The following is a 24,145-nucleotide window of genomic DNA, read 5'->3' on the forward strand; positions in this document are numbered from 1 at the left end:
CATAGACAAAAATGCTGCAACCAAAACGTACCAAGTTCCGCAAGGCGCATAAGGGCCGCATCCATGGCAATGCCAAGGGTGGCACGGAGTTGGCTTTCGGTCAGTTCGGCCTGAAGTCCCAGGAGCCCGAGCGCGTTACGGCTCGCCAGATCGAGGCGGCTCGCCGCGCGATCACCCGCGAGATGAAGCGCGCCGGCCGCGTCTGGATCCGTATCTTCCCGGACCTGCCGGTTTCCAAGAAGCCGACCGAAGTCCGCATGGGTAAGGGCAAGGGTTCGGTGGAATTCTGGGCGGCTCGCGTCAAGCCCGGTCGCATCCTGTTCGAAATCGACGGCGTCCCCGAGGACGTCGCCAAGGAAGCCCTGCGCCTCGGCGCGATGAAGCTTCCGATCATCACGCGGGTCGTCACCCGCATTGCGGATTGATCGCCATGGCACGTGCACCCAAGAAAAAAGTTGAGGCCAAGAGCGCCAACGGCGCCGCCGACCTCCGCGCCAAGACCCCCGATGAGCTGAAGGATCAGCTGCTCGGCCTGAAGAAAGAGCAGTTCAACCTGCGGTTCCAGCGCGCTACCCAGCAGCTGGAAAAGCCGACCGAGGTCAAGAAAGTCCGCCGCGAAATCGCGCGGGTGAAGACCATCCTCGGCGAAAAAGCCGCAGCGAAGTAAGGAGCAACCGATGCCCAAGCGCGTTTTGCAGGGGACTGTGGTCTCCGACACCAATGACAAGACCGTGGTGGTGCGGGTCGACCGTGCGTTCACCCACCCGGTGATGAAGAAGACCGTGCGCCGGTCCAAGAAGTACCACGCTCACGACGAAGCCAATGTGGCCAAGGTCGGGGACGTCGTCTGGATCGAAGAGTCGGCGCCGATTTCGAAGAACAAGCGCTGGGTCCTGAAACCCTCCGCGTAAACCGGAATTTAGGGCTCGCCGAGTAGGCAGACCCCGAAACTGAAAAAGGCATCAAGCCATGATCCAGATGCAGTCCAATCTCGACGTTGCCGATAATTCCGGCGCGCGTCGTGTCATGTGCATCAAGGTACTCGGCGGTTCGCACCGCAAGTACGCCTCGGTGGGCGATATCATTGTTGTCTCGGTCAAGGACGCGATCCCGCGTGGCCGCGTCAAGAAGGGCCAGGTGATGAAGGCCGTCGTTGTGCGCACCGCATTCCCGGTTCGCCGCGCCGATGGCACCGTCATCCGCTTCGACCGCAACGCGGCCGTGCTGATCAACAACCAGGCCGAGCCGATCGGTACCCGTATCTTCGGGCCGGTGCCGCGCGAGCTGCGTTCCAAGAACCACATGAAGATCATTTCGCTTGCGCCGGAGGTGTTGTGATGGCGGCCAAGATTAAGAAGGGCGACAAGGTCGTCATTCTCGCCGGCAAGGACAAGGGCAAGACCGGTCAGGTCACCCAGGTGTTCCCCGATGCGACCAAGGCCACCGTGCAGGGTCTGAACCTTGTGCGTCGCCACACCAAGCAGACCGCGAGCCAGGATGCGGGCATCTTCACCAAAGAAGCCCCGATTCACCTGTCGAACCTCGCGATCGCCGATGCGAACGGCAAGCCGTCGCGCGTCGGGTTCAAGATCAACGCCGACGGCACCAAGGTGCGCGTCGCCAAGTCGACCGGGGACACGATCGATGGCTGATACCGTCTATATCCCGCGTCTCCGTGCTCAGTACGACGAGACCATCAAGGCGAACCTGATCAAAGAGTTCGGCTACAAGAACGTCATGCAGGCCCCCAAGCTCGACAAGATCGTGCTGAACATGGGTGTCGGCGAGGCGGTGAACGACACCAAGAAGGTGAAGTCGGCAGCTGCCGATCTCGAGAAGATCGCCGGCCAGAAGCCCGTCATCACCCACGCTCGCAAGTCGATCGCAGGCTTCAAGGTCCGCGAAGAGATGCCGCTGGGCGTGAAGGTGACGCTCCGCAAGGCGCGCATGTACGAGTTTCTCGACCGCCTGGTGAACATCGCTCTGCCGCGGGTTCGCGACTTCCGCGGCCTGAACCCGAATTCCTTTGATGGTCGTGGCAACTACGCCCTGGGCATCAAGGAACACATCATCTTCCCCGAGATCAATTTCGATCAGATCGATCAGACCTGGGGCATGGACATCATCGTGTGCACGACCGCGCGCACCGACGACGAAGCCCGGGCGCTGCTCAAGGCTTTCAATTTCCCCTTCCGGCAGTAACGGAAGAGAGAAGGACGAGACATGGCAAAGACCAGCTCCATCGAAAAGAACAACAAGCGCAAGCGCCTTGCCAAGCAGCTGGGTCCCAAGCGGGCCAAGCTCAAGGCAGTGGTGATGAACCAGAGCGTCTCGCTCGAGGAGCGCTTCGCGGCGCAGCTCAAGCTTGCCGCGCTGCCGCGTAACTCGGCTGAGAACCGCGTGCATAACCGCTGCGAGCTCACCGGTCGTCCGCGTGGCTACTATCGCAAGCTCAAGCTCAGCCGTATTGCCCTGCGTCAGCTCGGCAACCTCGGGCTGATCCCGGGCCTTGTGAAGTCGAGCTGGTAAGGAGACGAAGACAATGAGCCTTACTGATCCGATCGGCGATATGCTGACCCGCATCCGCAACGCGCAGATGCGCCGTCGCGATGTCGTCCAGACCCCGGCGTCCACCCTGCGTGGCCGTGTGCTCGACGTGCTGAAGTCGGAAGGCTTCATCCGCGGCTACTCGGAAAGCAAGATGGACAACGGCGTTGCCCAGTTCGACATCGAGCTGAAGTATTCCGACAACGCTCCGGTGATCCGCACCATCGAGCGCGTCTCGCGTCCTGGCCGTCGCGTCTATGCGTCGGTCAAGAACATCCCCTCGGTTGCCAATGGCCTCGGTGTGTCGATCCTGTCGACCCCCAAGGGCGTGATGGCCGATCATGAAGCTAAAGCCCAGAACCTGGGTGGCGAGGTACTCTGCCGCGTCTTCTAAGGCTCGTTGCCTTGAAGGCGTCGGTGTGACGATTACTCCGAAGGAAGTAGAAAAGAATGTCCCGTACAGGCAAAAAGCCGATTGCTCCGGTCAGTGGCGTCACCGTCACGATCAGCGATCGCCAGGTCACCGCAAAGGGGCCGAAGGGCGAGCAGTCGCTGACGCTCATGGATATCGTGAACGCCAAGCAGACCGATGACGGCATCGTCATCGAGCCCGCTAACGAGAGCAAGGAAGCTCGGGCTGCCTGGGGGACCACCCGCGCGCTGATCAACAACATGGTGATCGGCGTCAGTGCTGGCTTCGAGAAGAAGCTGCAGATCCAGGGCGTTGGTTATCGCGCCGCCATGCAGGGCAAGGATCTGAAGCTGTCGCTCGGCTTCAGCCACGAAGTGGTGTTCAACACTCCGGCTGGCATTACCCTCGCGGCGCCGACGCAGACCGAAGTGGTCGTGACCGGCTCGGACAAGCAACTGGTTGGCCAGGTGGCCGCCGACATTCGCGGTTGGCGTCCGCCGGAGCCCTACAAGGGCAAGGGTGTGCGTTATGTGGGCGAGTACATCGCCCGCAAAGAAGGCAAGAAGAAGTAAGGAGCGCACGAGATGCCCATCAGCCTCAAAGGTGCGGACCGCCGCAAGGCCCGAGTTCGCAAGGCGCTCAAGGCTAACGCCAATGGCCGCCCGCGTCTGTCCGTGCACCGTTCGGACAAGAATATTTACGCCCAGATCATCGACGACGCATCCGGCCGCACGCTTGCTGCCGCTTCGACTGTCGATAAGGACGTCAAGGCCAAGGTCAAGAACGGCTCGACCGCCGAGGCCGCAGCCACTGTCGGCAAGCTGATTGCCGAGCGTGGTCTCGCTGCCAAGGTGTCGACGGTCGTGTTCGATCGTGGTGCCTACCTCTACCATGGCCGCGTCAAGGCCCTTGGTGATGCGGCCCGCGAAGGCGGCCTGCAGTTCTGATCCGGCGACAAAGGAAAATTCGATGAGAGACGTTCAAGAGCGCGATAGCGAATTCGTCGACCGGCTGGTTCACATCAACCGCGTCGCCAAGGTTGTGAAGGGTGGCCGTCGTTTCGGCTTCGCCGCCCTGGTTGTGGTTGGTGATCAGAAGGGCCGCGTTGGCTTTGGTCACGGCAAGGCGCGTGAAGTGCCTGAGGCCATCCGCAAGGCGACCGAGCAGGCCAAGCGCCAGATGATCCGCGTTCCGCTGCGCGAAGCACGTACGCTGCACCACGATGTGGTCGGCCACCACGGCGCCGGCAAGGTCATCCTGCGTGCCGCCGTTCCCGGCACCGGCATCATCGCCGGCGGCCCGATGCGCGCGGTGTTCGAGACCCTTGGGGTCAACGACATCGTGGCGAAGTCGCAGGGCACCGCCAATCCCTACAACATGGTGCGGGCCACCTTCGATGCGCTGAAGCGTGTTGATAGCCCGCGTTCGGTCGCCGCCCGTCGCGGCCTGAAGGTCTCCGACCTCCAGGCTCGCCGTGGCGAGACCGTCGAAGCCTGATTAGGGCTTGGGAGTTAGAACTATGGCCGACAAGACCGTCACCATCGAGCAGATCGCCAGCCCGACGCGCCGTCCGCAGGATCAGCGCGCCACCCTTATCGGTTTGGGGCTGAACAAGATCCGCAAGCAGTCGACCCTCAAGGACACCCCCGAGGTCCGCGGCATGATCCGTAAGATCCCGCACCTCGTGCGCGTCGTCGACGCCAAATAAGGGACGAGAACAATGACTCGTTTGAACGAACTCCGGGACAACCCGGGCGCCAATAAGAAGCGCGTGCGCGTCGGTCGTGGTATCGGCTCGGGCGTCGGCAAGACCGGTGGTCGCGGCGGTAAGGGCCAGACGGCTCGCTCCGGCGTCGCCATCAACGGCTTCGAAGGCGGCCAGATGCCGCTGCACATGCGTATGCCGAAGCGCGGCTTCAACGCTCTGAATCCCAAGAAGTGGAACCAGCTGCGTATCGACCGCATCCAGAACTACATCGACAGCGGCAAGCTGGACATCAAGGGCGTGGTCGATGCGGCCGCTCTCGTGAAGGCCGGCGTGATCCGTCGCGAGCTCGATGGCGTGCGGCTGATCGGCAGCTCCGGTTTCACTGCCAAGAAGGTGACCTTCAAGGTTGCTCACGCGACCAAGGGCGCGCTCGCTGCTATTGAAGCAGCCGGCGGCAAGGTCGATATGCCTCAGGCAGAAGTGAAGGCTGACGCCTAAGAGCGCCTGGCCCCATTCTAAAGGGAGCGACTATGGCGTCCGCAGCCGAACAGCTGGCCAAGAATCTGAACTTCGGGACCTTCGCGAAAGCGAAGGCCCTTCAGCAGCGCATCTGGTTCACACTGGGTGCGCTTCTCGTTTATCGGCTCGGGACTTACATTCCGGTGCCTGGTATCGACCCTGATGCCTATGCCGCGACCTTCCAGCAGGCGCAGCAGGGCATTTTCGGCATGTTCGACATGTTTGCCGGCGGCGCCGTGCAGCGCATGGCGATTTTCGCACTGAACCTCATTCCCTACATCACCGCATCCATCGTGGTGCAGGTCATCACCACGGCGTCGCCGCGCCTCGAAGCTCTCCGCAAGGAAGGTGAGAGCGGCCGTCGCAAGATCAACCAGTACACGCGCTATCTCGCCGTGCTGTTCTGCACCGTGCAGGCCTATGGCATCGCCATCGGTCTCGAGGGCAGCCAGGGCGTCGTGATCGATCCGGGTTGGTTCTTCCGTCTTTCGACCGTCATCACGCTGGTCGGCGGCACCATGTTCCTGATGTGGCTGGGTGAGCAGATCACCTCGCGCGGCATCGGTAACGGCATATCGCTGATCATCTTCGCCGGTATCGTGGCGAACCTGCCGGCGACTGTGGTGCAGACGCTCGAACTGAGCCGTACCGGCGCTCTGCCGACCCCCTGGGTCGTCGGCCTCCTGGTCATCGCGGTCGTCGTCATCGGCGTGATCGTGTTCTTCGAACGCGCCCAGCGCCGGCTGCTGATCCAGTATCCGAAGCGCCAGGTCGGCAACAAGATGTTCCAGGGCGATACCTCGCACCTGCCGCTGAAGCTCAACACCGCGGGCGTTATCCCGGTGATCTTCGGCTCGTCCTTGCTGCTGCTGCCGGCCACCATTGCGTCGTTCGCGGCGCAGGGTGATGCGCCGCAGTGGCTGTCGGTGACGGCGGCGCTGCTCGGTCGCGGCCAGCCGCTCTATCTGGTGCTGTTCGCAGTCCTGATCATCTTCTTCGCCTTCTTCTACACCTCGATCGTCTTCAACCCGACCGACACCGCGGACAATCTGAAGCGCTCCGGCGGCTTCATCCCCGGCATCCGTCCGGGCGAGCGGACGGCGACCTATATCGACTACGTGCTGACCCGCATCACGGTGATCGGTGCCCTCTATCTGACCGTCGTGGCGCTCATCCCCGAGATGATCCACAGCCAGCTCAATGTCAGCCAGTTCATCGGCGGTACCTCGCTGCTGATTATCGTGACGGTGACGCTGGATACGGTGACCCAGGTGCAGAGCCACCTGATCGCCCAGCAGTACGAAGGCCTGGTGAAGCGGTCGCGCCTTGGGGGCAAGCGTAAATGAGGCTGATCCTTCTGGGACCTCCGGGCGCCGGTAAGGGCACGCAGGCAAAGGTGCTGATCGATAGCTACGGGATCCCGCAGCTTTCGACCGGCGACATCCTGCGCTCGGCCATCGCCGCCAAGACCCCGATGGGTCTGGCCGCCAAGGAGATCATGGATCGCGGTGACCTCGTCTCGGACGAGATCGTCAACGGCATCGTCTCCGAGCGGCTCGACCAGGATGACTGCAAGGCCGGCTTCGTGCTCGACGGCTTCCCGCGGACCATCCCGCAGGCCGAGGCGCTCGACCAGATGCTGGGCGACAAGGGCATGCAGCTGGACGCGGTGATCGAGATCACCGCCGACGCCGATGTGCTCGTTGGGCGGATCGCCAAGCGGGCCAAGGAATCTGGTGTTGCTCGTGGCGACGACAACGAGGAGGTGCTTCGCAACCGCCTCAGCGTCTATCGCGAGCAGACCGCGCCGCTGGTCGAGTTCTACCGCGGCAAAGGCCTTCTGAAGTCGGTCGACGGCATGCAGCCGGTCGACGATGTCACGGCGGCCATCCGCCGGGCCGTGCATAACTAGTATACCTCGGGGCAGGGGCTCTGCAGTTGACTCTGCGGGACCTTGCCCTTATGAACCGCGCCAGTCTCATGGATTATCGGGCTGGATTCGGTTCCTCAAAGAGTGGGGAGCGGAATTCCGGTCCCTTGTCGTTATCAAACGGGCAGCCTGAGCTGCCGACTATAGGAGAGCGGACGTGGCCCGTATTGCTGGCGTCAATATTCCGACCAACAAGCGCGTGGTTATCGCGCTTCAGTACATCCATGGGATCGGCGCGAAGTTCGCCCAGGAGATCACCGAGAAGGTTGGTATCCCGGCCGAGCGTCGTGTGAACGACCTGACCGACGCTGAAGTGATCCAGATCCGTGAAGCGATCGATCGCGACTACGTCGTCGAGGGCGATCTGCGCCGTAACGTGGCGATGAACATCAAGCGGCTCATGGACCTCGGTAACTACCGTGGTCTGCGTCACCGCAAGGGCCTGCCGGTCCGTGGTCAGCGTACCCACACCAATGCCCGTACCCGCAAGGGTCCGGCCAAGCCGATCGCCGGCAAGAAGAAGTAATCCGGGTCGCGGAGCACCTCTCCGCCGTCCTGATGTAGCTGCTGGAACTACGGCAGCGTCGATATCGAACTGAGGAAACAAATTGGCAAAAGCTGAAGCCGCACGCGTTCGTCGTAAAGAGCGCAAGAATATCACCAATGGCGTTGCGCACGTGAATGCGTCGTTCAACAACACCATGGTCACCATCACCGATGTGCAGGGCAACACCATCTCCTGGTCGTCCTCGGGCGTGATGGGTTTCAAGGGTTCGCGCAAGTCGACCCCGTATGCCGCCCAGGTTGCGGCTGAAGACGCGGCCAAGAAGGCCCAGGAACACGGCATGAAGACCCTCGAGGTCGAAGTGCGCGGTCCTGGTTCGGGCCGTGAGTCGGCGCTTCGCGCGCTGCAGGCTGCTGGCTTCAACGTCACCAGCATTCGCGATGTCACCTCGATCCCGCACAACGGTTGCCGGCCGCGCAAGCGTCGCCGCGTCTAACCTCCGTTACGGTAGATCTCCCGGCGCGCCCCTCGCGCCGGGATAGGTACATTGCATAGCGGACAGGCGGTTAGGCGGACCGCCCATTTGAAAGGACACCACCGTGACCATCCAGCGGAACTGGCAGGAACTCATCAAGCCGACCAAACTGGACATCGTTTCGGGCAGCGATAGCGTGCGGACGGCCTCGGTCGTTGCGGAGCCGCTTGAGCGCGGCTACGGCCTGACGCTCGGCAACGCTCTGCGTCGCGTGCTGCTCTCATCGCTCCAGGGCGCGGCCGTTACCGCGATCCAGATTGACGGCATCCTGCACGAATTCTCGTCGCTTCCCGGCGTGCGTGAAGACATTACCGACCTCGTGCTCAACGTCAAGGAAATCGCCCTCAAGATGGGCGGCGAAGGTCCGAAGCGTCTGACCCTGACTAAGCAGGGCCCGGGTGCCGTCGTTGCCGGCGACATCAAGGTTACCGGCGATATCGAAGTGCTGAACCCCGACCTGGTGATCTGCCACCTCGACGACGGCGCCGAGATCAACATCGAGTTCACCGTCAACACCGGCAAGGGCTACGTCCCGGCCGACAAGAACCGTCCCGACGACGCGCCGATCGGCTACATCCCGGTCGACGCGCTGTTCTCCCCGGTTCGCCGTGTCTCCTACAAGGTGGACGCGACCCGTGCCGGCGAGAGCCTCGACAAGGACAAGCTGACCCTGACCGTCGAAACCAATGGCGCCATCTCGCCGGAAGACGCGGTGGCTTACGCCGCGCGTATCCTGCAGGACCAGCTGTCGGTGTTCGTCAACTTCGAAGAGCCGACCAAGGAAAAGACCCAGGACACCGTCCCGGAACTGGCCTTCAACCCGGCGCTGCTCAAGAAGGTCGACGAGCTCGAGCTCAGCGTCCGTTCGGCGAACTGCCTGAAGAACGACAACATCGTCTATATCGGCGATCTGATCCAGAAGACCGAAGCCGAGATGCTGCGCACGCCGAACTTCGGCCGCAAGTCGCTCAACGAAATCAAGGAAGTGCTGGCTCAGATGGGCCTGCACCTCGGGATGGACGTGCCGAACTGGCCGCCTGAGAACATCGACGATCTGGCCAAGCGCTACGAAGACCATTATTAAGCAGGCCAACCGGAGCGTTTTCAGGAAAAGTTGCAGACTTTTCTGGTTCGAAAGCGCGACAACCCAATACGTGGATCACTTCAGCGAAGTGATCCACAGCACTAACCGCCCGTCGTGAGACGCCCGGGCCTTAGGGAGTAACAAAATGCGCCACGGTAATTCGAACCGTAAGCTCAACCGGACCTCTGCACATCGCAAGGCCATGTTCGCCAACATGTCGGCTTCGCTGATCAAGCACGAGCAGATCGTGACCACCTTGCCCAAGGCCAAGGAACTGCGTCCGATCGTCGAGAAGCTGATCACGCTGGGCAAGCGCGGCGACCTGCATGCCCGCCGCCAGGCCATCGCCCAGATGCGCGATGAGACCCAGGTGCAGAAGCTCTTCGCCACCATCGGTCCGCGCTACAAGGATCGTAACGGCGGCTATATCCGCATCCTTAAGGCCGGCTTCCGCTATGGCGACAATGCCGCTCTGGCGGTCATCGAGCTGGTCGATCGCGACGTCGACGCCAAGGGCCTCGACTCGGGTCCGGTCGAGGCGCGCGAGACCGACGACGAAGCCGCCGCGGCGTAAGGCCGAGGTATTCGGTAGAGATCAAAGGCGGTCCGGTTTTCCGGGCCGCCTTTTTGTTTGACCACGGAACATAATCCACGCCGTAATGGCGCAAGTACTCGATTGGGGAGAGTGGAATGTCGGATCAGGGCCTCATCCTCGTCACCGGCGCGACCGGTTTCGTCGGCAAGTGGACAGTGCTGGAGCTGCTGAAGGCCGGCCACCGCGTGCGCGGCACGGTGCGCTCGCTGGGGCGCTCCGAAGAGGTCCGGGCGACGCTGCTGGGCGAACTGGGGCAGGGGCCGCTTGAGCGCCTGGAACTGGTGGAAGCGGATCTGCTCGACGACAAGGGGTGGGCCAAGGCGATGCAGGGCGTCGCCACCGTCATGCACATCGCCACCGCCATCCGCGCCGATGAACCCAAGGACCAGAGCCTCGTGATCCGCCCGGCGCTCGAGGGCACCCAGCGGGTCTTCCGCTTCGCCAACGACGCCGGCATCAAGCGCATCATCATGACCTCCTCGATCGCCACGGTTGGCTACGGCCATGGCCAGACCAGCGGCCGTCGCGTCTACGACGAGACCTACTTCACCAATCTCGACAACATGCGCTGGACCTGGGCCTACTGCATCGGCAAGACCAAGGCGGAGCAGTTCTCCTGGGATTTCGTGAAGCAACACGGCATCAGCCTCACCACCGTCCATCCGGGCGCCATTATCGGGCCGGCGCTCGATAAGGATGCGAGCATCTCGCTGCAGATGGTGTCGGGCCTGCTCAATGGCTCGACACCGGCCATGCCCTCGAACGGCTTCTCGATCATCGATGTGCGCGACGTGGCGGCGCTGCATCTCGCAGCCCTCGACAAGCCCGAGACTGCCGGCCAGCGCTATCTGGCCACGGCCGAGTATGTGCCATTCCCCGAGGTCGGCAATATCCTGCGCGCCGCGCACCCGGAATGGAACGTCACCAGCAAGACCGTGCCGGACTGGATCATCAAGCTGATCGCCTCGTTCGGTGGGCCGGCGCGCCAGATCATCAACGACATCGGCAATGAGAAGGTGTTCGACGGCTCGAAAGGTGAGAAACTGCTGGGCCGCAAGTTCATTTCCGCCAAGGATTCGATCCTCGCCACCGCAGACAGCGTCATCCGCCTCGGACTGGTGAAACAGAAGACCACCTGACGTGCCCACCACAGAGCTGATCGACGATCTCCGCGCCGCCGTCGGGCGCCGCTACCTCATCACCGGCGATCGGCAGACCGAGCGCTATCGTCGCGGCTTCCGCTCGGGCGAGGGGGATGCCATCGCCGTGGCCAAACCCGGCACGCTGCTGGAGCTGTGGCGGGTGCTCGAGGCGACAGTCCGACACGACGCCATCGTCATCATGCAGGCCGCCAATACCGGCCTCACCGAGGGTTCGACGCCCAGCGGCCACTATGATCGTCCGGTGGTCGTGGTCAACACGCTGCGGCTTGCCGATATCCAGCTGCTCGACGGCGGCAAGCAGATCGTCAGCTTCCCCGGCAGCACGCTCGACAAGCTCGAGAAGCTGCTGAAGCCGATCGGCCGGCTGCCGCATTCGGTGATCGGCTCGTCCTGTCTCGGCGCCTCGATCGTTGGTGGCGTCTGCAATAACTCCGGCGGCTCACTGGTCCACCGCGGTCCCGCCTATACCGAGCTGTCGCTGTTCGCCCAGCTCGGCGCCGACGGCCGGCTGGAACTGGTCAATCACCTCGGCATCGAGCTCGGCAATAGTCCCGAGGAGATTCTGGGTCGCCTGCAGTCGGGCGGCTACTCGGCCGAGGACGTGCAGCACAATGTCGGCCTCGCCTCGGACCGCGAGTATGCCGAGCGGGTGCGCCAGATCGATGAGCCCACCGCCGCGCGCTTCAACGCCGATCCGCGACGCCTGCACGAGGCCTCCGGCAGCGCCGGCAAGCTCGCCGTGTTCGCCGTCCGGCTCGATACGTTCGAGAAGCAGGGCGCCGAGCAGGTGTTCTACATCGGCACCAACGATGTCGCAGTGCTGACCCGGCTCCGCCGCGAACTGCTCAGCTTGAACGCGTTACCGGTGGCCGGTGAATACATGCATCGCGACATGTTCGATGTCGCCCGCAGCCACGGCAAGGATACCTTCCTCGTCATCCAGCGCTTCGGCACCGAGGTGATGCCGACCTTCTTCAACCTGAAGGGCAGGGTGGACGCCACCCTCAACAAGCTGCCGCTGCTGCCCAAGCAGCTCTCCGACCGCGTCCTGCAAGGGCTGAGCCACCTGTTCCCCGAGCACCTGCCGCAACGCCTGCTGGCGTATCGCGACCGCTACGAGCACCACCTGATGCTGCGCATGTCGGGCGACGGCATTGTCGAAGCCGAGGCGCTGCTGGACCGGGTGTTCGCCGACGGGGCCAATGGCGGGTATTTCAGGTGCACGCCCAAGGAAGGATCCCAGGCTTTCCTCCATCGCTTCGCCGCGGCGGGCGCCGCCATCCGCTATGCGCTGATGCATGAGAAGACCTCGGGCGGCCTGCTGGCGCTCGATATCGCGCTCCGCCGCAACGATCACGACTGGTACGAGCAACTGCCTGCGGCGATCGACAGCCAGCTCGAGCTGAAGCTCTACTATGGTCACTTCCTCTGCCACGTCTTCCACCAGGATTACGTGCTGGCGAAGGGCGCCGATCCGCATGAGGTGAAGGATGCCATGCTGGCCGTGCTCGACCAGCGCGGGGCGCAATATCCGGCCGAGCACAATGTCGGCCACGTCTACGCCTCAAAGCCTGAGCAGCAGGCCTTCTTCCGGGCGCTCGATCCGACCAACAGCTTCAACCCCGGTATCGGCGACGACTCCAAGCACCGGCACTATGCCGACGATCATCTCCACCACCACGACCACTCACACTGAGAGCTGGCGAGTGAGACCCCACTCGGCATAGAGCCGCTTCAGCTCCCCCATCGAGTTCACCTCGACCACCGGCAGCCCTGCGGCGCGGACGCGGGTTCGATCGCGCTCGCGGCGGGTCGGCTGGACAACGAGTATCCAGCGAATCATCTCCCACTTCAGGCTGTCCTGATTGCCGGCCAGGGCTCCGACGCGGTCTTTCTGAAACAGCGTGCGCCACAGGTAGCGCCGGAAGTTCGCCCAGTGGCTGTCGTAGAGCAGGATGACGCCGGTGGCGCGAGCGAAGCGCTGCGGCATCAGGCTCGAGTAGTTGCCGTCCATCACCCAGCGCTCCCTGAGGACCGCGGCGTCATGCAGCGCGTGAAACTCCTCGTCCGGCCGCTGCTCCCAATTGGTGTTGGGCAGGTGCCGGAACAGGTCGACGTGGAATGGTTCGGCGCCGATCTTGTTTGCCAGCGCGACAGCGAGCGTCGACTTGCCGGAGTTCGACGGCCCGCAGATCATGATGCGTTCGCCCAGCGCCGAGAGTGGCAGCACGTCCATTTTCACCCCCCATGTTCAGTAATCCCCGGTTCCGGGGGACGCGGCTTATACTGTATCCGGCCGGACGAGGCGAGAGGTCAGATCGGTGGTGCTGCGGATCGCCTGCAGCGCGTCTCGCCGCTATAGATCGCAGCATGAACGACGTTTCACGCGCCACCGACCGTAAGACACTGAGTGCCCTCGCAGCTGCCTGGCTGCTAGGCCTCGTGGCCTTTGCCGTCATTTCGGCATGGCTCGGCATTGCCGAAGCACAGCGGCAGCTCGACGCGCGCGGCTTCGAGCTACAGCGCACTATCGGCCAGGCGACGGCACAGCACGATGCGCACCTCACGGGGCTCGCGACGCTCGCCATCGCCAGCGATCCGCCGCCGGTGGAGCTGTTCACCCAGCTCGCCGACAGCATCATCCGGTTCTATCCACGCATCACCTCGATCGCGCTGTTGGACAGCAGCCTCGCGACGCTGGCGGTCAGTGGCGAAACGCCAACGGTGAGCCAACTTCAACAGTTCGAGCGCGCCGCGCCGTCGCTGCAGCGCGGTACCTCAACCATGCTCGCTGATCCCTCAGGGGCTGGCGGCTACCAGCTGCTGAAGCGCACCTCGGACGACGCCGGGCGTTTCCTCATCGCCCTGAGCATCGATGCCTCCCGGCTGCTGGATGACCCGGATCTGCCGCCCGGGCTGTCACTGCAACTGGCGAAGGGGGAGATAGTCCTCGTCGACGATCGGTCGTCCACTGCCGGCTTGGGCGAGGTGACGCTCGCCGGCTCGTGGCTGGTCCCCAGTGCGTCACAGCCGCTCTCACTTCGCCTGCAGCAGCGGCTCACCCTAGCAGAAGTGCTGCCGCTCGGCCCTCTGCTGGTGTTTGCCGTGAGCACGCTTGTGCTCGCTGCTGCCGCCTATCTACTGCTGCAGCAGCGCCGAGCGACGGCAGAGGCGCGGGAGCGCCAGCGGGCGCAGGAGCACCAGTTGCGGCTCGAGCATGCCGCCCGGGTCAACTCGATGGGCGAGCTGGCCTCGGGCATTGCCCACGAGCTGACCCAGCCGCTGACGGCGCTGCTGAGCCAGAGCCAGGCCGGCCTGCGTCTGGCCGAGCACAGCCCTCCGGACAGCGCCGCCCTCGCTGGCGTGCTCGAGGCCAACGTGCGCCAGGCCCGCCGCGCTGCCGATATTCTCGGGCGGTTGCGCGCCTACGTCAGCAAGTCGCCCACGACGCCGCAGCCGAGCGACCTCAACCGCGTCGCCGCCGAGGTCGCCAGTCTGCTGGTCGCCGACCTCCGGGACCGGGTCGTGGTGCTCGAGATCATCCCATCGAGCGAGCCGGCGACCGTACTGGCCGACCCCATTGAGCTCGAGCAGGTGCTGCACAACCTCGTTCGCAACGCCGCAGACGCCATCGAGGCTTCCGGGCAGGGGAACCGGGTCGTGGTCACGGTCACGGCGGATGCCGAGCAGGTCCGAGTCCGGGTTAGTGACAACGGACCGGGGGTACCGGCCGACGTGCTGCCGCACCTGTTCGAGCCGTTCTACTCCACCAAGCCCACTGGCATGGGCCTTGGCCTGCCGCTCTGCGAAACGCTGGTCGAGCGCTTCGGCGGCAGCGTCGAGGCTGCCAACAATCCGGAGGGCGGCGCGAGCTTCACCGTGACGCTGCCGCGCTATCGCGGAGGCGCACCGAGATGATCAAGACCCCGATCTATCTCGTCGATGACGATGAGGCCGTACGCGACGCGCTGTCGTTGCTGCTCGGGACCTACGGCTATGCCGTCAGCACCTACGCCGACCCAACGAGCTTCCTCGCCGCATCCGCAGCGCTGCAGCCGGGGTGCCTCTTGGTCGACCTCAGGATGCCGGCTGTCTCGGGTCTGCAACTGCAGGAGCGGCTCAGCGAGCGCGGCATCGACTGGCCATTCATCGTCATCACCGGACACGGCGACATCCACGCCTGCCGACGCGCCTTCAAAGCCGGCGCCGTCGACTTCCTCACCAAACCGATCGATGAGCAGGTGCTGGTCGAAGCGGTGCAGGCAGCACTCGCGCGGCTGGATACGCAGCAGGAGGACGACGAGGCGCGGCAGCTGCTGGCAACGCTCACCGACCGCGAGCGCGAGGTGCTCGACATGGTGAGCCGCGGCTGGGCGACGAAAGAAATCGCCGAGACGCTGGCCATCTCGCCGCGCACCATCGATACCCACCGCGCCCACATCGCTGAAAAGCTCGGCACCAGTTCGGTCGCCGAGTTCGTCCGCATCGTTGCGGCGGCCGCCCGTCGGTAGCGCTACCGACCTGCCTCGGGCGGCTCACCGATAGTGATCGAGGCCGGGAGCGGTCAGATTTCCGGGGTCAACGGCGCCATGCGCCACCCACCTTCCGGAGTATCCCATGCCCAAGCTCTCCCTCGCCCTCGCCGCCGTCCTCGCGCTCACGGGCGTCGCCAATGCCGCGACCCTCAACAAAAAGAACATGCCGCTCGATGTTGCGACCAGGCTCGCTCAATCGGCGGTCGAGGCCTGCGCCGCCGACAAGTACAACGTCTCGGTCGCCGTGGTTGATCGCGCCGGCAACCTCCGCGCACTGCTCCGCGCCGACGCCGCCGGTCCGCACACCCTCGATTCCGCTACCCGCAAGGCCTACACCTCGGCCTCGACCCGTACCCCGACGGCGGTGATGGTCGAGAACATCGCCAAGAACCCGTCGGCGGCCGAGCTGACCACGCTCGAGGGCTTCTTGGTGCTTGCCGGCGGCGTGCCGGTGAAGTCGGGCGACGAGACCATCGGCGCTATCGGCGTGGGCGGTGCACCCTCGGGCGCCATCGATGAGGCCTGCGCCGTCGCGGCCATCGACGCCAATGCCGAGCTGCTGCAGTAAGCGACTTTCCTCCGCGGCTTGGCTGCGGCTACAATGTGGGAAGGGCGGTGCACATGCACCGCCTTTCGTTCATTGGAGGAGAGCGTCATGGCCAAGGTCGTCATCATCGGAGGCAGCGGCCATGTCGGCACTTACCTCGTGCCTCGCTTGGTCGAAGCCGGTCATCACGTCATCAACGTCACGCGCGGCCACCGCAAGCCGTACACGCCCAATGCTGCGTGGGGCAGGGTGGAGACGGTCCTCATCGATCGCGAGGCCGCCGAGCACGAAGGCAGTTTCGGCACTGCGATTGCGGCGCTTGAGGCTGACATCGTCATCGACATGATCTGCTTCGTGCTGCCGCGCGCCCAGCAACTGGTCGAGGCGCTGCGCGGCAAGGTGCAGCATTTCATCCACTGCGGTACCATCTGGGTCTATGGCCACAACACTGCCGTGCCCGCCACCGAAGACCAGCCGCGCAACCCCTTCGGCGAGTACGGCACGCAGAAGGCGGCGATCGAAAGCTACCTGCTCGACGAGGCGCGCCGCCACGGCTTTCCCGCCACCGTCTTCCGTCCCGGCCATATTGTCGGCCCCGGCTGGGCGCCGCTGAACCCGGCCGGCCACTTCAACGCCGAGGTGTTCTCGCAGATCGCCCGCGGCGAGGAACTGGTGCTGCCGAACTTCGGGCTCGAGACCGTGCATCACGTCCACGCCGACGACTTGGCGCGGCTGATCATGGCGATCATCGCCAACCGCTCCACGGCCATCGGCGAGGCCTTCAACGCCGTTTCGCCGCAGGCGATCAACCTGCGCGGCTACGCCGAAGCGATGTACCGCTGGTTCGGTCATGAGCCCAAGCTCAGCTACCTGCCGTTCGAGCAGTGGAAGGCCGGACAGGACGCCGACGAAGCCAACGCCACCTGGGAACACATTGTCCGCAGCCCCAGTCATTCGATGGAGAAGGCAAAGCGCCTGCTCGGCTTCGCCCCACACCATTCCTCGCTGGAAGCGGTGCAGGAGGCGGTCAGCTGGCTCGTCGCCAACGGCAAGGTCCAAGGTCCGCAAGACTAGTGAAATCGGCTCATGGCACACCATCGCTCACCACGAGGTAAGCCAATGACCCACAGCTACGAAGACCGCATCGACCGCGTCACCGCCTATATCTACGAGCACCTCGACGAGCCGCTCGACCTCGAGCGTCTTGCCGATGTCGCGGCGATGTCGCCCTGGCACTGGCATCGCGTTTATTCGGCGATGCGCGGCGAGACCGCGGCAGCAGCGGTCCGCCGCCTCCGCCTGATGCGGGCCGCCAATGAGCTGGCCAATTCCGACGCGTCGGTTGAGGCCATCGCCAGGCGTTCCGGCTACGACAACCTGCAGTCCTTCACCCGCATCTTCGCCGAGGCCTACGGCATGCCGCCGGCCCGCTATCGCCGCGAGGGCAGCCACACCGCATTCAACCCGGCGCAGAACGGCGCCCCGACCCCGCACTACGCGGTCGAGGTTCGCCATCTGCCGGCGATGACCATCGCCACCGAACCGCATCTTGGCGACTACATGAACATCGGCATGGCGTTCGACCGGCTGTTCGGCCGCCTCGGCGCCGCCGGCCTGATCGACCAGAGCACCCGCATGTTCGGCGTCTATGGCGATGATCCGAGCGCCGTGCCGGTGGACGAGCTCCGCTCCTCAGCGGCTGCGACGCTAAGCTCTCCGCCGGCGGGTCTGCCGGTCACCACGACCCGCGCCGGCGACTACGCCGTGCTCCGCCACCAGGGGCCCTATGCCGACATGCGCGCCGAGTACAATTGGCTGTTCGGCGCCTGGCTGCCGCAGTCCGGCCGCGACATTGCCGACGCGCCGGTCCTGGAGGAATATCTCAACAGCCCGCGCGACACCGCGCCGTCCGAGCTGCTGACCATCCTCTACCTGCCGCTGGTGTGAAAGATGGGAAAGACCTGGACCGAAAAGCTCAACGCTCTAGCCGAGCCGGTGGTGAAGCCGGCCCCGATCAGCATCGCCGGCATGCGCGCCGGCCAGATCATGCTGGTGCCCACGGCGCGGATGATCGCCGACTTCATGTCGGCCATCCCGCCGGGCCACAGCGTCGACACCAAAGCGATGCGCCGCGAGCTGGCGGAGCGCCACCATGCTGAGGTGACCTGTCCGATCTACACCGGCTACCACCTCCGCACCGTCGCCGAAGCCGCCCTCGAGGCCTACGCAGCCGGCGTGCCGGTCGAGGCGATCACCCCGTTCTGGCGCGTTCTCGATGCAGCGAGCCCGACTACCGGCCGCCTGCCGAACGGGCCAGCCTTCGTCGCCACCCGTCGGGCGGCCGAGCGCTGAGGGTAGGGGACGCGAAATTTTCTCCCGGTCCCCCTTCACTGTGTCATTGCCCTTCTCTAACAAGGGCCGAGCAATCGATTGCACGGACAAGGGGTCACGCACATGTCTACCATCATCGACATCACCGGCCGGCAGGTCTTCGACAGCCGCGGCAATCCGACCGTCGAGGTGGATGTGGTGCTCGATGACGGCAGCTTTGGCCGGGCCATGGTGCCCTCGGGCGCCTCGACCGGCGCGCATGAGGCCGTGGAGCTCCGCGACGGCGGCAAGCCGTTCCTCGGCAAGGGCGTCACCAAGGCGGTCGATTTCGTCAATACCGAGATCTTCGCCGAGATCCAGGGCCTCGACGCGCTCGACCAGATCGGGGTCGATCGGGCCCTGATCGAACTCGATGGCACCCCGAACAAGTCGCGGCTCGGCGCCAACGCCATCCTCGGCGTCTCGCTCGCCGTGGCCAAGGCGGCGGCCGAATCGAGCGAACTGCCGCTCTACCGCTATATCGGCGGCCCTAACGCTCACGTCCTGCCGGTGCCGATGATGAACATCATCAATGGCGGCGCCCATGCCGACAACCCGATCGACATGCAGGAATTCATGATCCTGCCGGTCGGCGCCGAGAGCATCGCCCATGCGGTGCAGATCGGCTCGGAGATCTTCCACACCCTGAAAAAGGGTCTCGCGGCCGACGGCCACAACACCAATGTCGGCGACGAAGGCGGTTTCGCACCCAACCTCAAGTCCGCCGAAGCGGCGCTCGAGTACATCGTCAAGTCGATCGAAAAGGCCGGCTACACCGCCGGCAAGGACGTCTATCTCGGCCTCGACTGCGCCTCGACCGAGTACTTCAAAGCCGGCAAGTACGCCATGGAAGGCGAAGGCAAGACGCTGTCGTCGGAAGACAACGCCAAATTCCTCGCCGGCCTCGTCGACAAGTTTCCGATCATTTCCATCGAAGACGGCATGGCCGAGGACGACTGGGAGGGCTGGAAGGCGCTCACTGACCTGCTCGGCAAGAAGGTGCAACTGGTCGGCGACGACCTGTTCGTCACCAACACCGAGCGCCTGCGCTCCGGCATCAAGATGGGTGTCGCCAACTCGATCCTCGTCAAGGTGAACCAGATCGGCTCGCTCTCCGAGACGCTCGACGCCGTCGATACCGCCCATCGCGCCGCCTACACCTCGGTGATGTCGCACCGCTCGGGCGAAACCGAGGATTCGACGATCTCGGATCTCGCGGTCGCCTGCAACTGCGGGCAGATCAAGACCGGCTCGCTCAGCCGCTCCGACCGGCTGGCCAAGTACAACCAGCTGATCCGCATCGAAGAGCAGCTCGGCACCTCGGCCAAGTATGCCGGCCGCAGCATTTTGAAGGCGTGACCTGGAGCGAGATCAGGAAAAGTTGCAGACTTTTCCGGTTCGATCTCGCGACAAACAAGCACTTGGAGCAGGATTGCGATTCAACGAAACGCAATCCCGCTCCAAAACCCTGACACGCGGCGGTAGCTGAATCGGCTACCGTCGCCTGATGATCGACCACCTCCGATATGCGGGCTTGCCCGCCGCCACCCAGGCCGAAGCTCTGCGCGACATCATCCGCGCCACGCCGCTGCTGGTCGATGTGCTCGAGCGGCTGCCGGCGTTGCACCTGCCCGACAGCTGGCTGGTCTCCGGCGCCATCTACAACACGGTCTGGAACCACCTGACCGGGCGGCCGCCGTTGACCGGTATCAACGACATCGACCTGTTCTATTTCGACGCCTCGGACCTGAGCTACGAGGCCGAGGACCGCGCCATCAAGCGCGCCGACCAGGCCTTCGCCGGCCTGCCGTTGCCGGTGCAACTGCGCAACCAGGCGCGGGTGCACCTGTGGTACCCCGAGCGCTTCGGCGAGCCCTATCCGGCGCTGAGCTCGTCGCGCGATTCCATCGACCGCTTCGCCTCGCTCACCCATGCCGTCGGCGCGCGGCTTGATGGCAGAGGGGAGATCGAGCTTTACGTCCCCTTCGGCCTCGACGACCTGTTCAGCTTCCGTCTCGTGCCGAACCGGCGGATGAACAACCGCGCCACGCACGAGAAGAAGGCGGAGCGGGCAAGGTCGGTGTGGCCGGAGATTGTTGTGGAGGCTTGGTAGGCCTTCCACTGGCATTGAAAGCGTCGCTTTGGACTGAAGGCTATCCAGGGCCATCGCGGCTCGGCGCACCCCCTCCCAACCTCCCCCGTCCAGGGGGAGGTGCCGATCGAGCTTGGGGCACGATCGAGTTACACCCACCAGCCGGCACCCTCCCCTTGACGGGGAGGGTTGGGGAGGGGTGTGCCACGCGCTCGAAGCCTCGACTAGCCGGCCCCCCTTCACCTAAAGCCCGCCTCCCGCAACCACCCGTTAAGCCGCGGTGAACTATAAAGGCCCTGCAAGAGAACCAGGCGAAGCTCGTCCATGCCCACCCGTTTGAAACGTCCTGCCTTCTGGCGCCATGTCGTCCTCGGTCTGGGACTCATCGCCTTCCAGGGCTATCTCGGCTACAGTGTCGTTACCGGGCAGTTCGGCATCGAGAGCCAGGATGTGCTCGAGGCCGAGATCGATGAGCTCGGCGCCAAGTCCGGAGCGCTGCAGGCCGAGATCGACTCGTTCCGCCACCGGATCGACCTGTTCCAGACCACGCGGATGGATCCGGACCTGGTCTCGGAGCGGGCCCGGGCGCTACTCTCGATGGCGCAGGCCGATGACATCGTGGTGATGGTCAATCTGGCCAACGGTAAACCACTTTCCAGTTCAGACACTGCATCAACCACAGATCAGTTAAGCGGAATTATCGAAGACGGTATAGACTGATAGCGCCGTTTCTTCACACGCCGCGCGGATTCGCCTCCGTCACATTATTGCGCTAAGCTCCGCCGGTTCGCGGCTCCTGTGCCGTGCGACATCGATGCGGCTTATCCATATTCCGGAGCTCTCGCCCATGGCGCGTAAAGCGGTGGCCAAAACGGCCAAGTCCAATGTCCCCGAACTCAGCAAGGAACAGGAACTCGCCGCGTACCGCGAAATGCTGCTGATCCGCCGCTTCGAGGAGAAGGCCGGCCAGATGTACGGCATGGGCCTGATCGGCGGCTTCTGCCACCTCTATATCGGCCAGGAAGCCGTGGTCACCGGCGTCACCATGGCGTCGAAGAAGGGCGAGGACGCCCAGATCACCGGCTACCGCGACCATGGCCACATGCTGGTCATGGGCCTCGACCCCAAGGGCGTGATGGCCGAGCTGACCGGCCGCCAGGGCGGCCTGTCGAAGGGCAAGGGCGGCTCGATGCACATGTTCTCCAACGAGCATCGCTTCTATGGTGGCAACGGTATCGTCGGCGCCCAGGTGTCGCTCGGCACCGGCCTTGCCTTCGCTTCGAAGTACCGCGGCGACAACACTGTTTCGATTTCCTATTTCGGCGACGGCGCGGCCAACCAGGGCCAGGTCTATGAGAGCTTCAATATGGCCAAGCTCTGGAACCTGCCGGCCGTCTATATCGTCGAGAACAACCGCTACGGCATGGGCACCTCGGTCGAGCGCGCCTCTGGCCAGCCGGACTTTTCGAAGCGCGGCATCTCCTTTGGCATCGACGGTGAGCAGGTCGACGGCATGGATGTCCGCATGACCTATGACGCCGCCAAGCGCGCCATCGAGCATGCGCGGTCGGGCAAGGGCCCCTACATCCTCGAAATGCTGACTTACCGCTACCGTGGTCATTCGATGTCAGACCCGGCGAAGTACCGCAGCAAGGACGAAGTCTCGACCATGCGGGCCGAGCACGATCCGATCGAGCAGGTGAAGCAGCGCATCCTCGAGAAGCGCTACGGCACCGAAGAGAGCCTCAAGGAGCTCGAGACCGAGATCCGCGCCATCGTCACCGAGGCGGCCGACTTTGCCACTTCCGATCCGGAGCCGGCGGCATCGGAGCTCTGGACCGACATCTACGCGGCATGAGGCGGATCCGGTGGCCGGCGCGCTCATCGCTATCGTTGCCGTCGCCACAGTCGGCGCCTGGCTGGTGGCGTTGATGGCGGCGCTGCAGATCGTTGCGCTGACGCCCGCCGGGCAACGGTGGAAAAGCTGGTTTGCCCTGGGCGGCTGGCGCTTCGGCGAAATTCGCGCCGCTGCCGGAGCCGCGGTCGAGCCGCATATCCGGCGCTACCGGATGGCGTTTCTGGTCTTCATGCTGGCGGTGATCGCTGGCGCGGCTGCCGGTATCCTGCTCGGTGCCGAGCAGCAGAACAATACCCATGAGGACCAAGCCGTCCTCGCCAATCCATCCTCCAGTCTGGAGAGCTGAATGCCCACGATCCTGATGCCCGCCCTCTCGCCGACCATGGAAGAGGGGAAACTCTCGAAATGGCTGGTCAAGGAAGGCGACACGGTAAAGCCCGGCGACGTATTGGCCGAAATCGAGACCGACAAGGCGACGATGGAAGTCGAAAGCGTCGATAGCGGCGTGGTGAACAAGCTTATCGTCCCCGAGGGCACCGAGGGCGTGAAGGTGAACGCCCCGATCGCCGTCGTGCTGGGTGAAGGCGAGGAGCCGGGCGACGTCAGCGCCCAGTCGGCCCAGCGTGCGCCCGAGACTGTTTCCGCCGCTGCGGTCGCGGAAGCTGTGGCGTCGCCGACGCCGACGGCGCCAGCGGGCGTCGCCCCGGTGTCGATCCTCGAAGCCGCATCCGATCCCGATCTGCCTGCCGGCGTCGAGATGGTCGAAATGACCGTCCGCCAGGCGCTGAACGAGGCGATGGCCGAAGAGATGCGCCGCGACAAGGACATCTTCCTCATGGGCGAGGAAGTGGCCGAGTATCAGGGCGCCTATAAGATCAGCCAGAACCTGCTGCAGGAATTCGGCCCAGAGCGCGTTGTCGATACCCCGATCACCGAGCACGGCTTTGCCGGCCTCGCCGTCGGCGCGGCCTTTGCCGGCCTCCGCCCGATCGTCGAGTTCATGACCTGGAACTTCGCCATGCAGGCGATCGACCAGATCATCAACTCCGCCGCCAAGCAGCTCTACATGTCCGGCGGTCAGGTCACCGCGCCGATCGTGTTCCGCGGTCCTAACGGTGCCGCCGCCCGCGTCGGCGCGCAGCACAGCCAGGACTATTCGGCCTGGTACAGCCACGTGCCCGGGCTCTACGTCGTCGCGCCCTATAGCGCCGCCGACGCCAAGGGCCTGCTCAAGGCGGCGATCCGTTCCAACAACCCGATCGTCTTCCTCGAGAACGAAATCCTCTACGGCTCGACCGGCCTCGTGCCCAAGGTCGACGACTACGTGCTGCCGATCGGCAAGGCGCGTATCGCCCGGCAGGGCAAGGACGTCACCATCGTCTCGTTCTCGATGGGGATGCGCTACGCCACCCAGGCAACCGAGAAGCTGGTTGCGGCCGGTGTCGATGTCGAGCTGATCGACCTGCGCACGCTGCGTCCGATGGACACCAGGACGGTCGTCGAGTCGGTCAAAAAGACCGGCCGCCTCGTCACTGTCGAGGAAGGCTGGCCGCAGGGCGGCATCGGCGCCGAACTCTCGGCCGTCGTCACCGCCGAGGCCTTCGACTATCTCGATGCGCCGCCGACCCGGGTCACCGGCAAGGATGTCCCGATGCCTTACGCCGCGAACCTCGAGAAGCTGGCTTTGCCGAATGTCGATGAGGTCATCGCGGCGGTGAACGCCGTGACCTATCGGAGCTGACGCT

34 protein-coding genes are annotated in these 24,145 nt (G+C 64.3%); 33 read left to right on the top strand and 1 reads right to left on the bottom strand.

Annotated features, from left to right (window positions below; genetic code table 11):
• Positions 1 to 11: 11 nt before the first annotated feature.
• The 21 genes from rplP to dld all read left to right on the top strand — a co-directional run bounded on the left by rplP (position 12) and on the right by dld (position 12,694).
• The gene (gene rplP, locus ASC89_RS07505) at positions 12 to 425 is read left to right on the top strand and encodes a 50S ribosomal protein L16 (protein ID WP_055877912.1); all 414 of its coding nucleotides are present in this window, start codon (positions 12 to 14) and stop codon (positions 423 to 425) included.
• A gap of 5 nt (positions 426 to 430) precedes the next feature.
• Positions 431 to 667 (top strand): 50S ribosomal protein L29, encoded by a 237-nt coding sequence (gene rpmC / locus ASC89_RS07510; protein ID WP_055877910.1) that lies wholly within the window; start codon positions 431 to 433, stop codon positions 665 to 667.
• A gap of 10 nt (positions 668 to 677) precedes the next feature.
• Positions 678 to 911, top strand: coding sequence for a 30S ribosomal protein S17 (rpsQ, locus tag ASC89_RS07515; RefSeq protein ID WP_055877908.1), 234 nt, complete (start codon positions 678 to 680; stop codon positions 909 to 911).
• A 58-nt stretch (positions 912 to 969) separates the two neighbouring features.
• Positions 970 to 1,338 (top strand): 50S ribosomal protein L14, encoded by a 369-nt coding sequence (gene rplN, locus ASC89_RS07520; RefSeq protein WP_055877905.1) that lies wholly within the window; start codon positions 970 to 972, stop codon positions 1,336 to 1,338.
• A complete protein-coding gene (gene rplX, locus ASC89_RS07525; protein ID WP_055877903.1) occupies positions 1,338 to 1,652 on the top strand; it encodes a 50S ribosomal protein L24 in 315 nt (104 codons plus the stop codon). Before rplN ends, rplX begins: the two co-directional genes overlap by 1 nt.
• Complete coding sequence (rplE, locus tag ASC89_RS07530) at positions 1,645 to 2,202, top strand: 50S ribosomal protein L5 (protein ID WP_055877900.1); 558 nt, start codon at positions 1,645 to 1,647, stop codon at positions 2,200 to 2,202. The genes rplX and rplE overlap by 8 nt, the downstream gene beginning before the upstream one ends.
• Positions 2,203 to 2,223: 21 nt before the next feature.
• Positions 2,224 to 2,529, top strand: a complete 306-nt coding sequence (gene rpsN / locus ASC89_RS07535) for a 30S ribosomal protein S14 (protein ID WP_055877897.1) — start codon at positions 2,224 to 2,226, stop codon at positions 2,527 to 2,529.
• Between the two features lie 13 nt (positions 2,530 to 2,542).
• Positions 2,543 to 2,941 (top strand): 30S ribosomal protein S8, encoded by a 399-nt coding sequence (gene rpsH, locus ASC89_RS07540; protein WP_055877895.1) that lies wholly within the window; start codon positions 2,543 to 2,545, stop codon positions 2,939 to 2,941.
• 56 nt (positions 2,942 to 2,997) lie between these two features.
• Positions 2,998 to 3,531: a 50S ribosomal protein L6 gene (gene rplF, locus ASC89_RS07545; RefSeq protein ID WP_055877892.1), complete on the top strand. Its 534-nt coding sequence runs from the start codon at positions 2,998 to 3,000 to the stop codon at positions 3,529 to 3,531.
• Between the two features lie 12 nt (positions 3,532 to 3,543).
• Positions 3,544 to 3,906 carry a 50S ribosomal protein L18 gene (gene rplR / locus ASC89_RS07550; RefSeq protein ID WP_055877891.1) on the top strand — a complete coding sequence of 121 codons (363 nt, stop codon included), beginning with the start codon at positions 3,544 to 3,546 and terminating at the stop codon, positions 3,904 to 3,906.
• A gap of 22 nt (positions 3,907 to 3,928) precedes the next feature.
• Positions 3,929 to 4,456: a 30S ribosomal protein S5 gene (gene rpsE / locus ASC89_RS07555; protein ID WP_055877888.1), complete on the top strand. Its 528-nt coding sequence runs from the start codon at positions 3,929 to 3,931 to the stop codon at positions 4,454 to 4,456.
• 22 nt (positions 4,457 to 4,478) lie between these two features.
• A complete protein-coding gene (rpmD, locus tag ASC89_RS07560; protein WP_055877885.1) occupies positions 4,479 to 4,667 on the top strand; it encodes a 50S ribosomal protein L30 in 189 nt (62 codons plus the stop codon).
• Positions 4,668 to 4,679: 12 nt separating this feature from the next.
• The gene (rplO, locus tag ASC89_RS07565; protein ID WP_055877882.1) at positions 4,680 to 5,165 is read left to right on the top strand and encodes a 50S ribosomal protein L15; all 486 of its coding nucleotides are present in this window, start codon (positions 4,680 to 4,682) and stop codon (positions 5,163 to 5,165) included.
• A 32-nt stretch (positions 5,166 to 5,197) separates the two neighbouring features.
• Positions 5,198 to 6,532 carry a preprotein translocase subunit SecY gene (secY, locus tag ASC89_RS07570; RefSeq protein ID WP_055877880.1) on the top strand — a complete coding sequence of 445 codons (1,335 nt, stop codon included), beginning with the start codon at positions 5,198 to 5,200 and terminating at the stop codon, positions 6,530 to 6,532.
• Positions 6,529 to 7,098 (top strand): adenylate kinase, encoded by a 570-nt coding sequence (locus ASC89_RS07575; RefSeq protein ID WP_055877877.1) that lies wholly within the window; start codon positions 6,529 to 6,531, stop codon positions 7,096 to 7,098. Before secY ends, ASC89_RS07575 begins: the two co-directional genes overlap by 4 nt.
• Positions 7,099 to 7,273: 175 nt before the next feature.
• Complete coding sequence (rpsM, locus tag ASC89_RS07580; RefSeq protein ID WP_055877873.1) at positions 7,274 to 7,642, top strand: 30S ribosomal protein S13; 369 nt, start codon at positions 7,274 to 7,276, stop codon at positions 7,640 to 7,642.
• An 82-nt stretch (positions 7,643 to 7,724) separates the two neighbouring features.
• Entirely contained in the window at positions 7,725 to 8,117 is a 393-nt protein-coding gene (rpsK, locus tag ASC89_RS07585; RefSeq protein ID WP_055877870.1) for a 30S ribosomal protein S11, read from the top strand.
• 103 nt (positions 8,118 to 8,220) lie between these two features.
• On the top strand, positions 8,221 to 9,240 hold the full coding sequence (locus ASC89_RS07590; RefSeq protein ID WP_055877867.1) for a DNA-directed RNA polymerase subunit alpha: 1,020 nt from the start codon (positions 8,221 to 8,223) through the stop codon (positions 9,238 to 9,240).
• 145 nt (positions 9,241 to 9,385) lie between these two features.
• Complete coding sequence (gene rplQ, locus ASC89_RS07595) at positions 9,386 to 9,814, top strand: 50S ribosomal protein L17 (RefSeq protein WP_055996351.1); 429 nt, start codon at positions 9,386 to 9,388, stop codon at positions 9,812 to 9,814.
• Between the two features lie 116 nt (positions 9,815 to 9,930).
• A complete protein-coding gene (locus tag ASC89_RS07600) occupies positions 9,931 to 10,974 on the top strand; it encodes an NAD-dependent epimerase/dehydratase family protein (RefSeq protein WP_055996354.1) in 1,044 nt (347 codons plus the stop codon).
• Position 10,975: 1 nt separating this feature from the next.
• Complete coding sequence (gene dld / locus ASC89_RS07605) at positions 10,976 to 12,694, top strand: D-lactate dehydrogenase (RefSeq protein WP_055996357.1); 1,719 nt, start codon at positions 10,976 to 10,978, stop codon at positions 12,692 to 12,694.
• Here dld and ASC89_RS07610 read toward each other — a convergent pair.
• Positions 12,686 to 13,234 (bottom strand): AAA family ATPase, encoded by a 549-nt coding sequence (locus tag ASC89_RS07610; RefSeq protein WP_156384538.1) that lies wholly within the window; start codon positions 13,232 to 13,234, stop codon positions 12,686 to 12,688. The two genes, dld and ASC89_RS07610, sit on opposite strands and share 9 nt — an antisense overlap.
• Positions 13,235 to 13,368: 134 nt before the next feature.
• Here ASC89_RS07610 and ASC89_RS07615 point away from each other — a divergent pair, with 134 nt between their 5' ends.
• The 12 genes from ASC89_RS07615 (at position 13,369) to ASC89_RS07670 (ending at position 24,141) form a co-directional block, all read left to right on the top strand.
• Positions 13,369 to 14,916: a sensor histidine kinase gene (locus ASC89_RS07615; protein WP_055996360.1), complete on the top strand. Its 1,548-nt coding sequence runs from the start codon at positions 13,369 to 13,371 to the stop codon at positions 14,914 to 14,916.
• Positions 14,916 to 15,509 (top strand): response regulator transcription factor, encoded by a 594-nt coding sequence (locus ASC89_RS07620; protein ID WP_200940427.1) that lies wholly within the window; start codon positions 14,916 to 14,918, stop codon positions 15,507 to 15,509. Before ASC89_RS07615 ends, ASC89_RS07620 begins: the two co-directional genes overlap by 1 nt.
• Before the next feature lie 106 nt (positions 15,510 to 15,615).
• A complete protein-coding gene (locus tag ASC89_RS07625; RefSeq protein WP_055996366.1) occupies positions 15,616 to 16,101 on the top strand; it encodes a heme-binding protein in 486 nt (161 codons plus the stop codon).
• A gap of 87 nt (positions 16,102 to 16,188) precedes the next feature.
• Positions 16,189 to 17,154 carry an NAD(P)-dependent oxidoreductase gene (locus ASC89_RS07630; protein WP_055996369.1) on the top strand — a complete coding sequence of 322 codons (966 nt, stop codon included), beginning with the start codon at positions 16,189 to 16,191 and terminating at the stop codon, positions 17,152 to 17,154.
• Positions 17,155 to 17,199: 45 nt separating this feature from the next.
• The gene (locus ASC89_RS07635; RefSeq protein WP_055996372.1) at positions 17,200 to 18,027 is read left to right on the top strand and encodes a GyrI-like domain-containing protein; all 828 of its coding nucleotides are present in this window, start codon (positions 17,200 to 17,202) and stop codon (positions 18,025 to 18,027) included.
• 3 nt (positions 18,028 to 18,030) lie between these two features.
• Positions 18,031 to 18,432 (top strand): hypothetical protein, encoded by a 402-nt coding sequence (locus tag ASC89_RS07640; protein WP_055996375.1) that lies wholly within the window; start codon positions 18,031 to 18,033, stop codon positions 18,430 to 18,432.
• A 102-nt stretch (positions 18,433 to 18,534) separates the two neighbouring features.
• Entirely contained in the window at positions 18,535 to 19,809 is a 1,275-nt protein-coding gene (eno, locus tag ASC89_RS07645) for a phosphopyruvate hydratase (protein WP_055877832.1), read from the top strand.
• Between the two features lie 175 nt (positions 19,810 to 19,984).
• Complete coding sequence (locus ASC89_RS07650; protein ID WP_320410457.1) at positions 19,985 to 20,563, top strand: nucleotidyltransferase family protein; 579 nt, start codon at positions 19,985 to 19,987, stop codon at positions 20,561 to 20,563.
• Between the two features lie 303 nt (positions 20,564 to 20,866).
• Entirely contained in the window at positions 20,867 to 21,262 is a 396-nt protein-coding gene (locus ASC89_RS07655) for a septum formation initiator family protein (protein ID WP_055996378.1), read from the top strand.
• Positions 21,263 to 21,389: 127 nt separating this feature from the next.
• Entirely contained in the window at positions 21,390 to 22,400 is a 1,011-nt protein-coding gene (gene pdhA, locus ASC89_RS07660) for a pyruvate dehydrogenase (acetyl-transferring) E1 component subunit alpha (RefSeq protein WP_055877824.1), read from the top strand.
• 10 nt (positions 22,401 to 22,410) lie between these two features.
• Positions 22,411 to 22,746: a hypothetical protein gene (locus ASC89_RS07665; protein WP_055996381.1), complete on the top strand. Its 336-nt coding sequence runs from the start codon at positions 22,411 to 22,413 to the stop codon at positions 22,744 to 22,746.
• Positions 22,747 to 24,141 carry a pyruvate dehydrogenase complex E1 component subunit beta gene (locus ASC89_RS07670; protein WP_055996384.1) on the top strand — a complete coding sequence of 465 codons (1,395 nt, stop codon included), beginning with the start codon at positions 22,747 to 22,749 and terminating at the stop codon, positions 24,139 to 24,141.
• Positions 24,142 to 24,145 lie beyond the last annotated feature (4 nt).

The sequence above is a fragment of the Devosia sp. Root413D1 genome, assembly GCF_001425235.1.
GTDB lineage: Bacteria > Pseudomonadota > Alphaproteobacteria > Rhizobiales > Devosiaceae > Devosia_A.

Excerpts from the sequence above, each read along its gene's own strand:
- rplP (WP_055877912.1), top strand. The coding sequence starts at position 12 with ATGCTGCAACCAAAACGTACCAAGTTCCGCAAGGCGCATAAGGGCCGC.
- rpmC (WP_055877910.1), top strand. The coding sequence starts at position 431 with ATGGCACGTGCACCCAAGAAAAAAGTTGAGGCCAAGAGCGCCAACGGC.
- rpsQ (WP_055877908.1), top strand. The coding sequence starts at position 678 with ATGCCCAAGCGCGTTTTGCAGGGGACTGTGGTCTCCGACACCAATGAC.
- rplN (WP_055877905.1), top strand. The coding sequence starts at position 970 with ATGATCCAGATGCAGTCCAATCTCGACGTTGCCGATAATTCCGGCGCG.
- rplX (WP_055877903.1), top strand. The coding sequence starts at position 1,338 with ATGGCGGCCAAGATTAAGAAGGGCGACAAGGTCGTCATTCTCGCCGGC.
- rplE (WP_055877900.1), top strand. The coding sequence starts at position 1,645 with ATGGCTGATACCGTCTATATCCCGCGTCTCCGTGCTCAGTACGACGAG.
- rpsN (WP_055877897.1), top strand. The coding sequence starts at position 2,224 with ATGGCAAAGACCAGCTCCATCGAAAAGAACAACAAGCGCAAGCGCCTT.
- rpsH (WP_055877895.1), top strand. The coding sequence starts at position 2,543 with ATGAGCCTTACTGATCCGATCGGCGATATGCTGACCCGCATCCGCAAC.
- rplF (WP_055877892.1), top strand. The coding sequence starts at position 2,998 with ATGTCCCGTACAGGCAAAAAGCCGATTGCTCCGGTCAGTGGCGTCACC.
- rplR (WP_055877891.1), top strand. The coding sequence starts at position 3,544 with ATGCCCATCAGCCTCAAAGGTGCGGACCGCCGCAAGGCCCGAGTTCGC.
- rpsE (WP_055877888.1), top strand. The coding sequence starts at position 3,929 with ATGAGAGACGTTCAAGAGCGCGATAGCGAATTCGTCGACCGGCTGGTT.
- rpmD (WP_055877885.1), top strand. The coding sequence starts at position 4,479 with ATGGCCGACAAGACCGTCACCATCGAGCAGATCGCCAGCCCGACGCGC.
- rplO (WP_055877882.1), top strand. The coding sequence starts at position 4,680 with ATGACTCGTTTGAACGAACTCCGGGACAACCCGGGCGCCAATAAGAAG.
- secY (WP_055877880.1), top strand. The coding sequence starts at position 5,198 with ATGGCGTCCGCAGCCGAACAGCTGGCCAAGAATCTGAACTTCGGGACC.
- ASC89_RS07575 (WP_055877877.1), top strand. The coding sequence starts at position 6,529 with ATGAGGCTGATCCTTCTGGGACCTCCGGGCGCCGGTAAGGGCACGCAG.
- rplQ (WP_055996351.1), top strand. The coding sequence starts at position 9,386 with ATGCGCCACGGTAATTCGAACCGTAAGCTCAACCGGACCTCTGCACAT.
- ASC89_RS07600 (WP_055996354.1), top strand. The coding sequence starts at position 9,931 with ATGTCGGATCAGGGCCTCATCCTCGTCACCGGCGCGACCGGTTTCGTC.
- ASC89_RS07610 (WP_156384538.1), bottom strand. The coding sequence starts at position 13,234 with ATGGACGTGCTGCCACTCTCGGCGCTGGGCGAACGCATCATGATCTGC.
- ASC89_RS07615 (WP_055996360.1), top strand. The coding sequence starts at position 13,369 with ATGAACGACGTTTCACGCGCCACCGACCGTAAGACACTGAGTGCCCTC.
- ASC89_RS07625 (WP_055996366.1), top strand. The coding sequence starts at position 15,616 with ATGCCCAAGCTCTCCCTCGCCCTCGCCGCCGTCCTCGCGCTCACGGGC.
- ASC89_RS07630 (WP_055996369.1), top strand. The coding sequence starts at position 16,189 with ATGGCCAAGGTCGTCATCATCGGAGGCAGCGGCCATGTCGGCACTTAC.
- ASC89_RS07635 (WP_055996372.1), top strand. The coding sequence starts at position 17,200 with ATGACCCACAGCTACGAAGACCGCATCGACCGCGTCACCGCCTATATC.
- ASC89_RS07640 (WP_055996375.1), top strand. The coding sequence starts at position 18,031 with ATGGGAAAGACCTGGACCGAAAAGCTCAACGCTCTAGCCGAGCCGGTG.
- eno (WP_055877832.1), top strand. The coding sequence starts at position 18,535 with ATGTCTACCATCATCGACATCACCGGCCGGCAGGTCTTCGACAGCCGC.
- ASC89_RS07655 (WP_055996378.1), top strand. The coding sequence starts at position 20,867 with ATGCCCACCCGTTTGAAACGTCCTGCCTTCTGGCGCCATGTCGTCCTC.
- pdhA (WP_055877824.1), top strand. The coding sequence starts at position 21,390 with ATGGCGCGTAAAGCGGTGGCCAAAACGGCCAAGTCCAATGTCCCCGAA.
- ASC89_RS07670 (WP_055996384.1), top strand. The coding sequence starts at position 22,747 with ATGCCCACGATCCTGATGCCCGCCCTCTCGCCGACCATGGAAGAGGGG.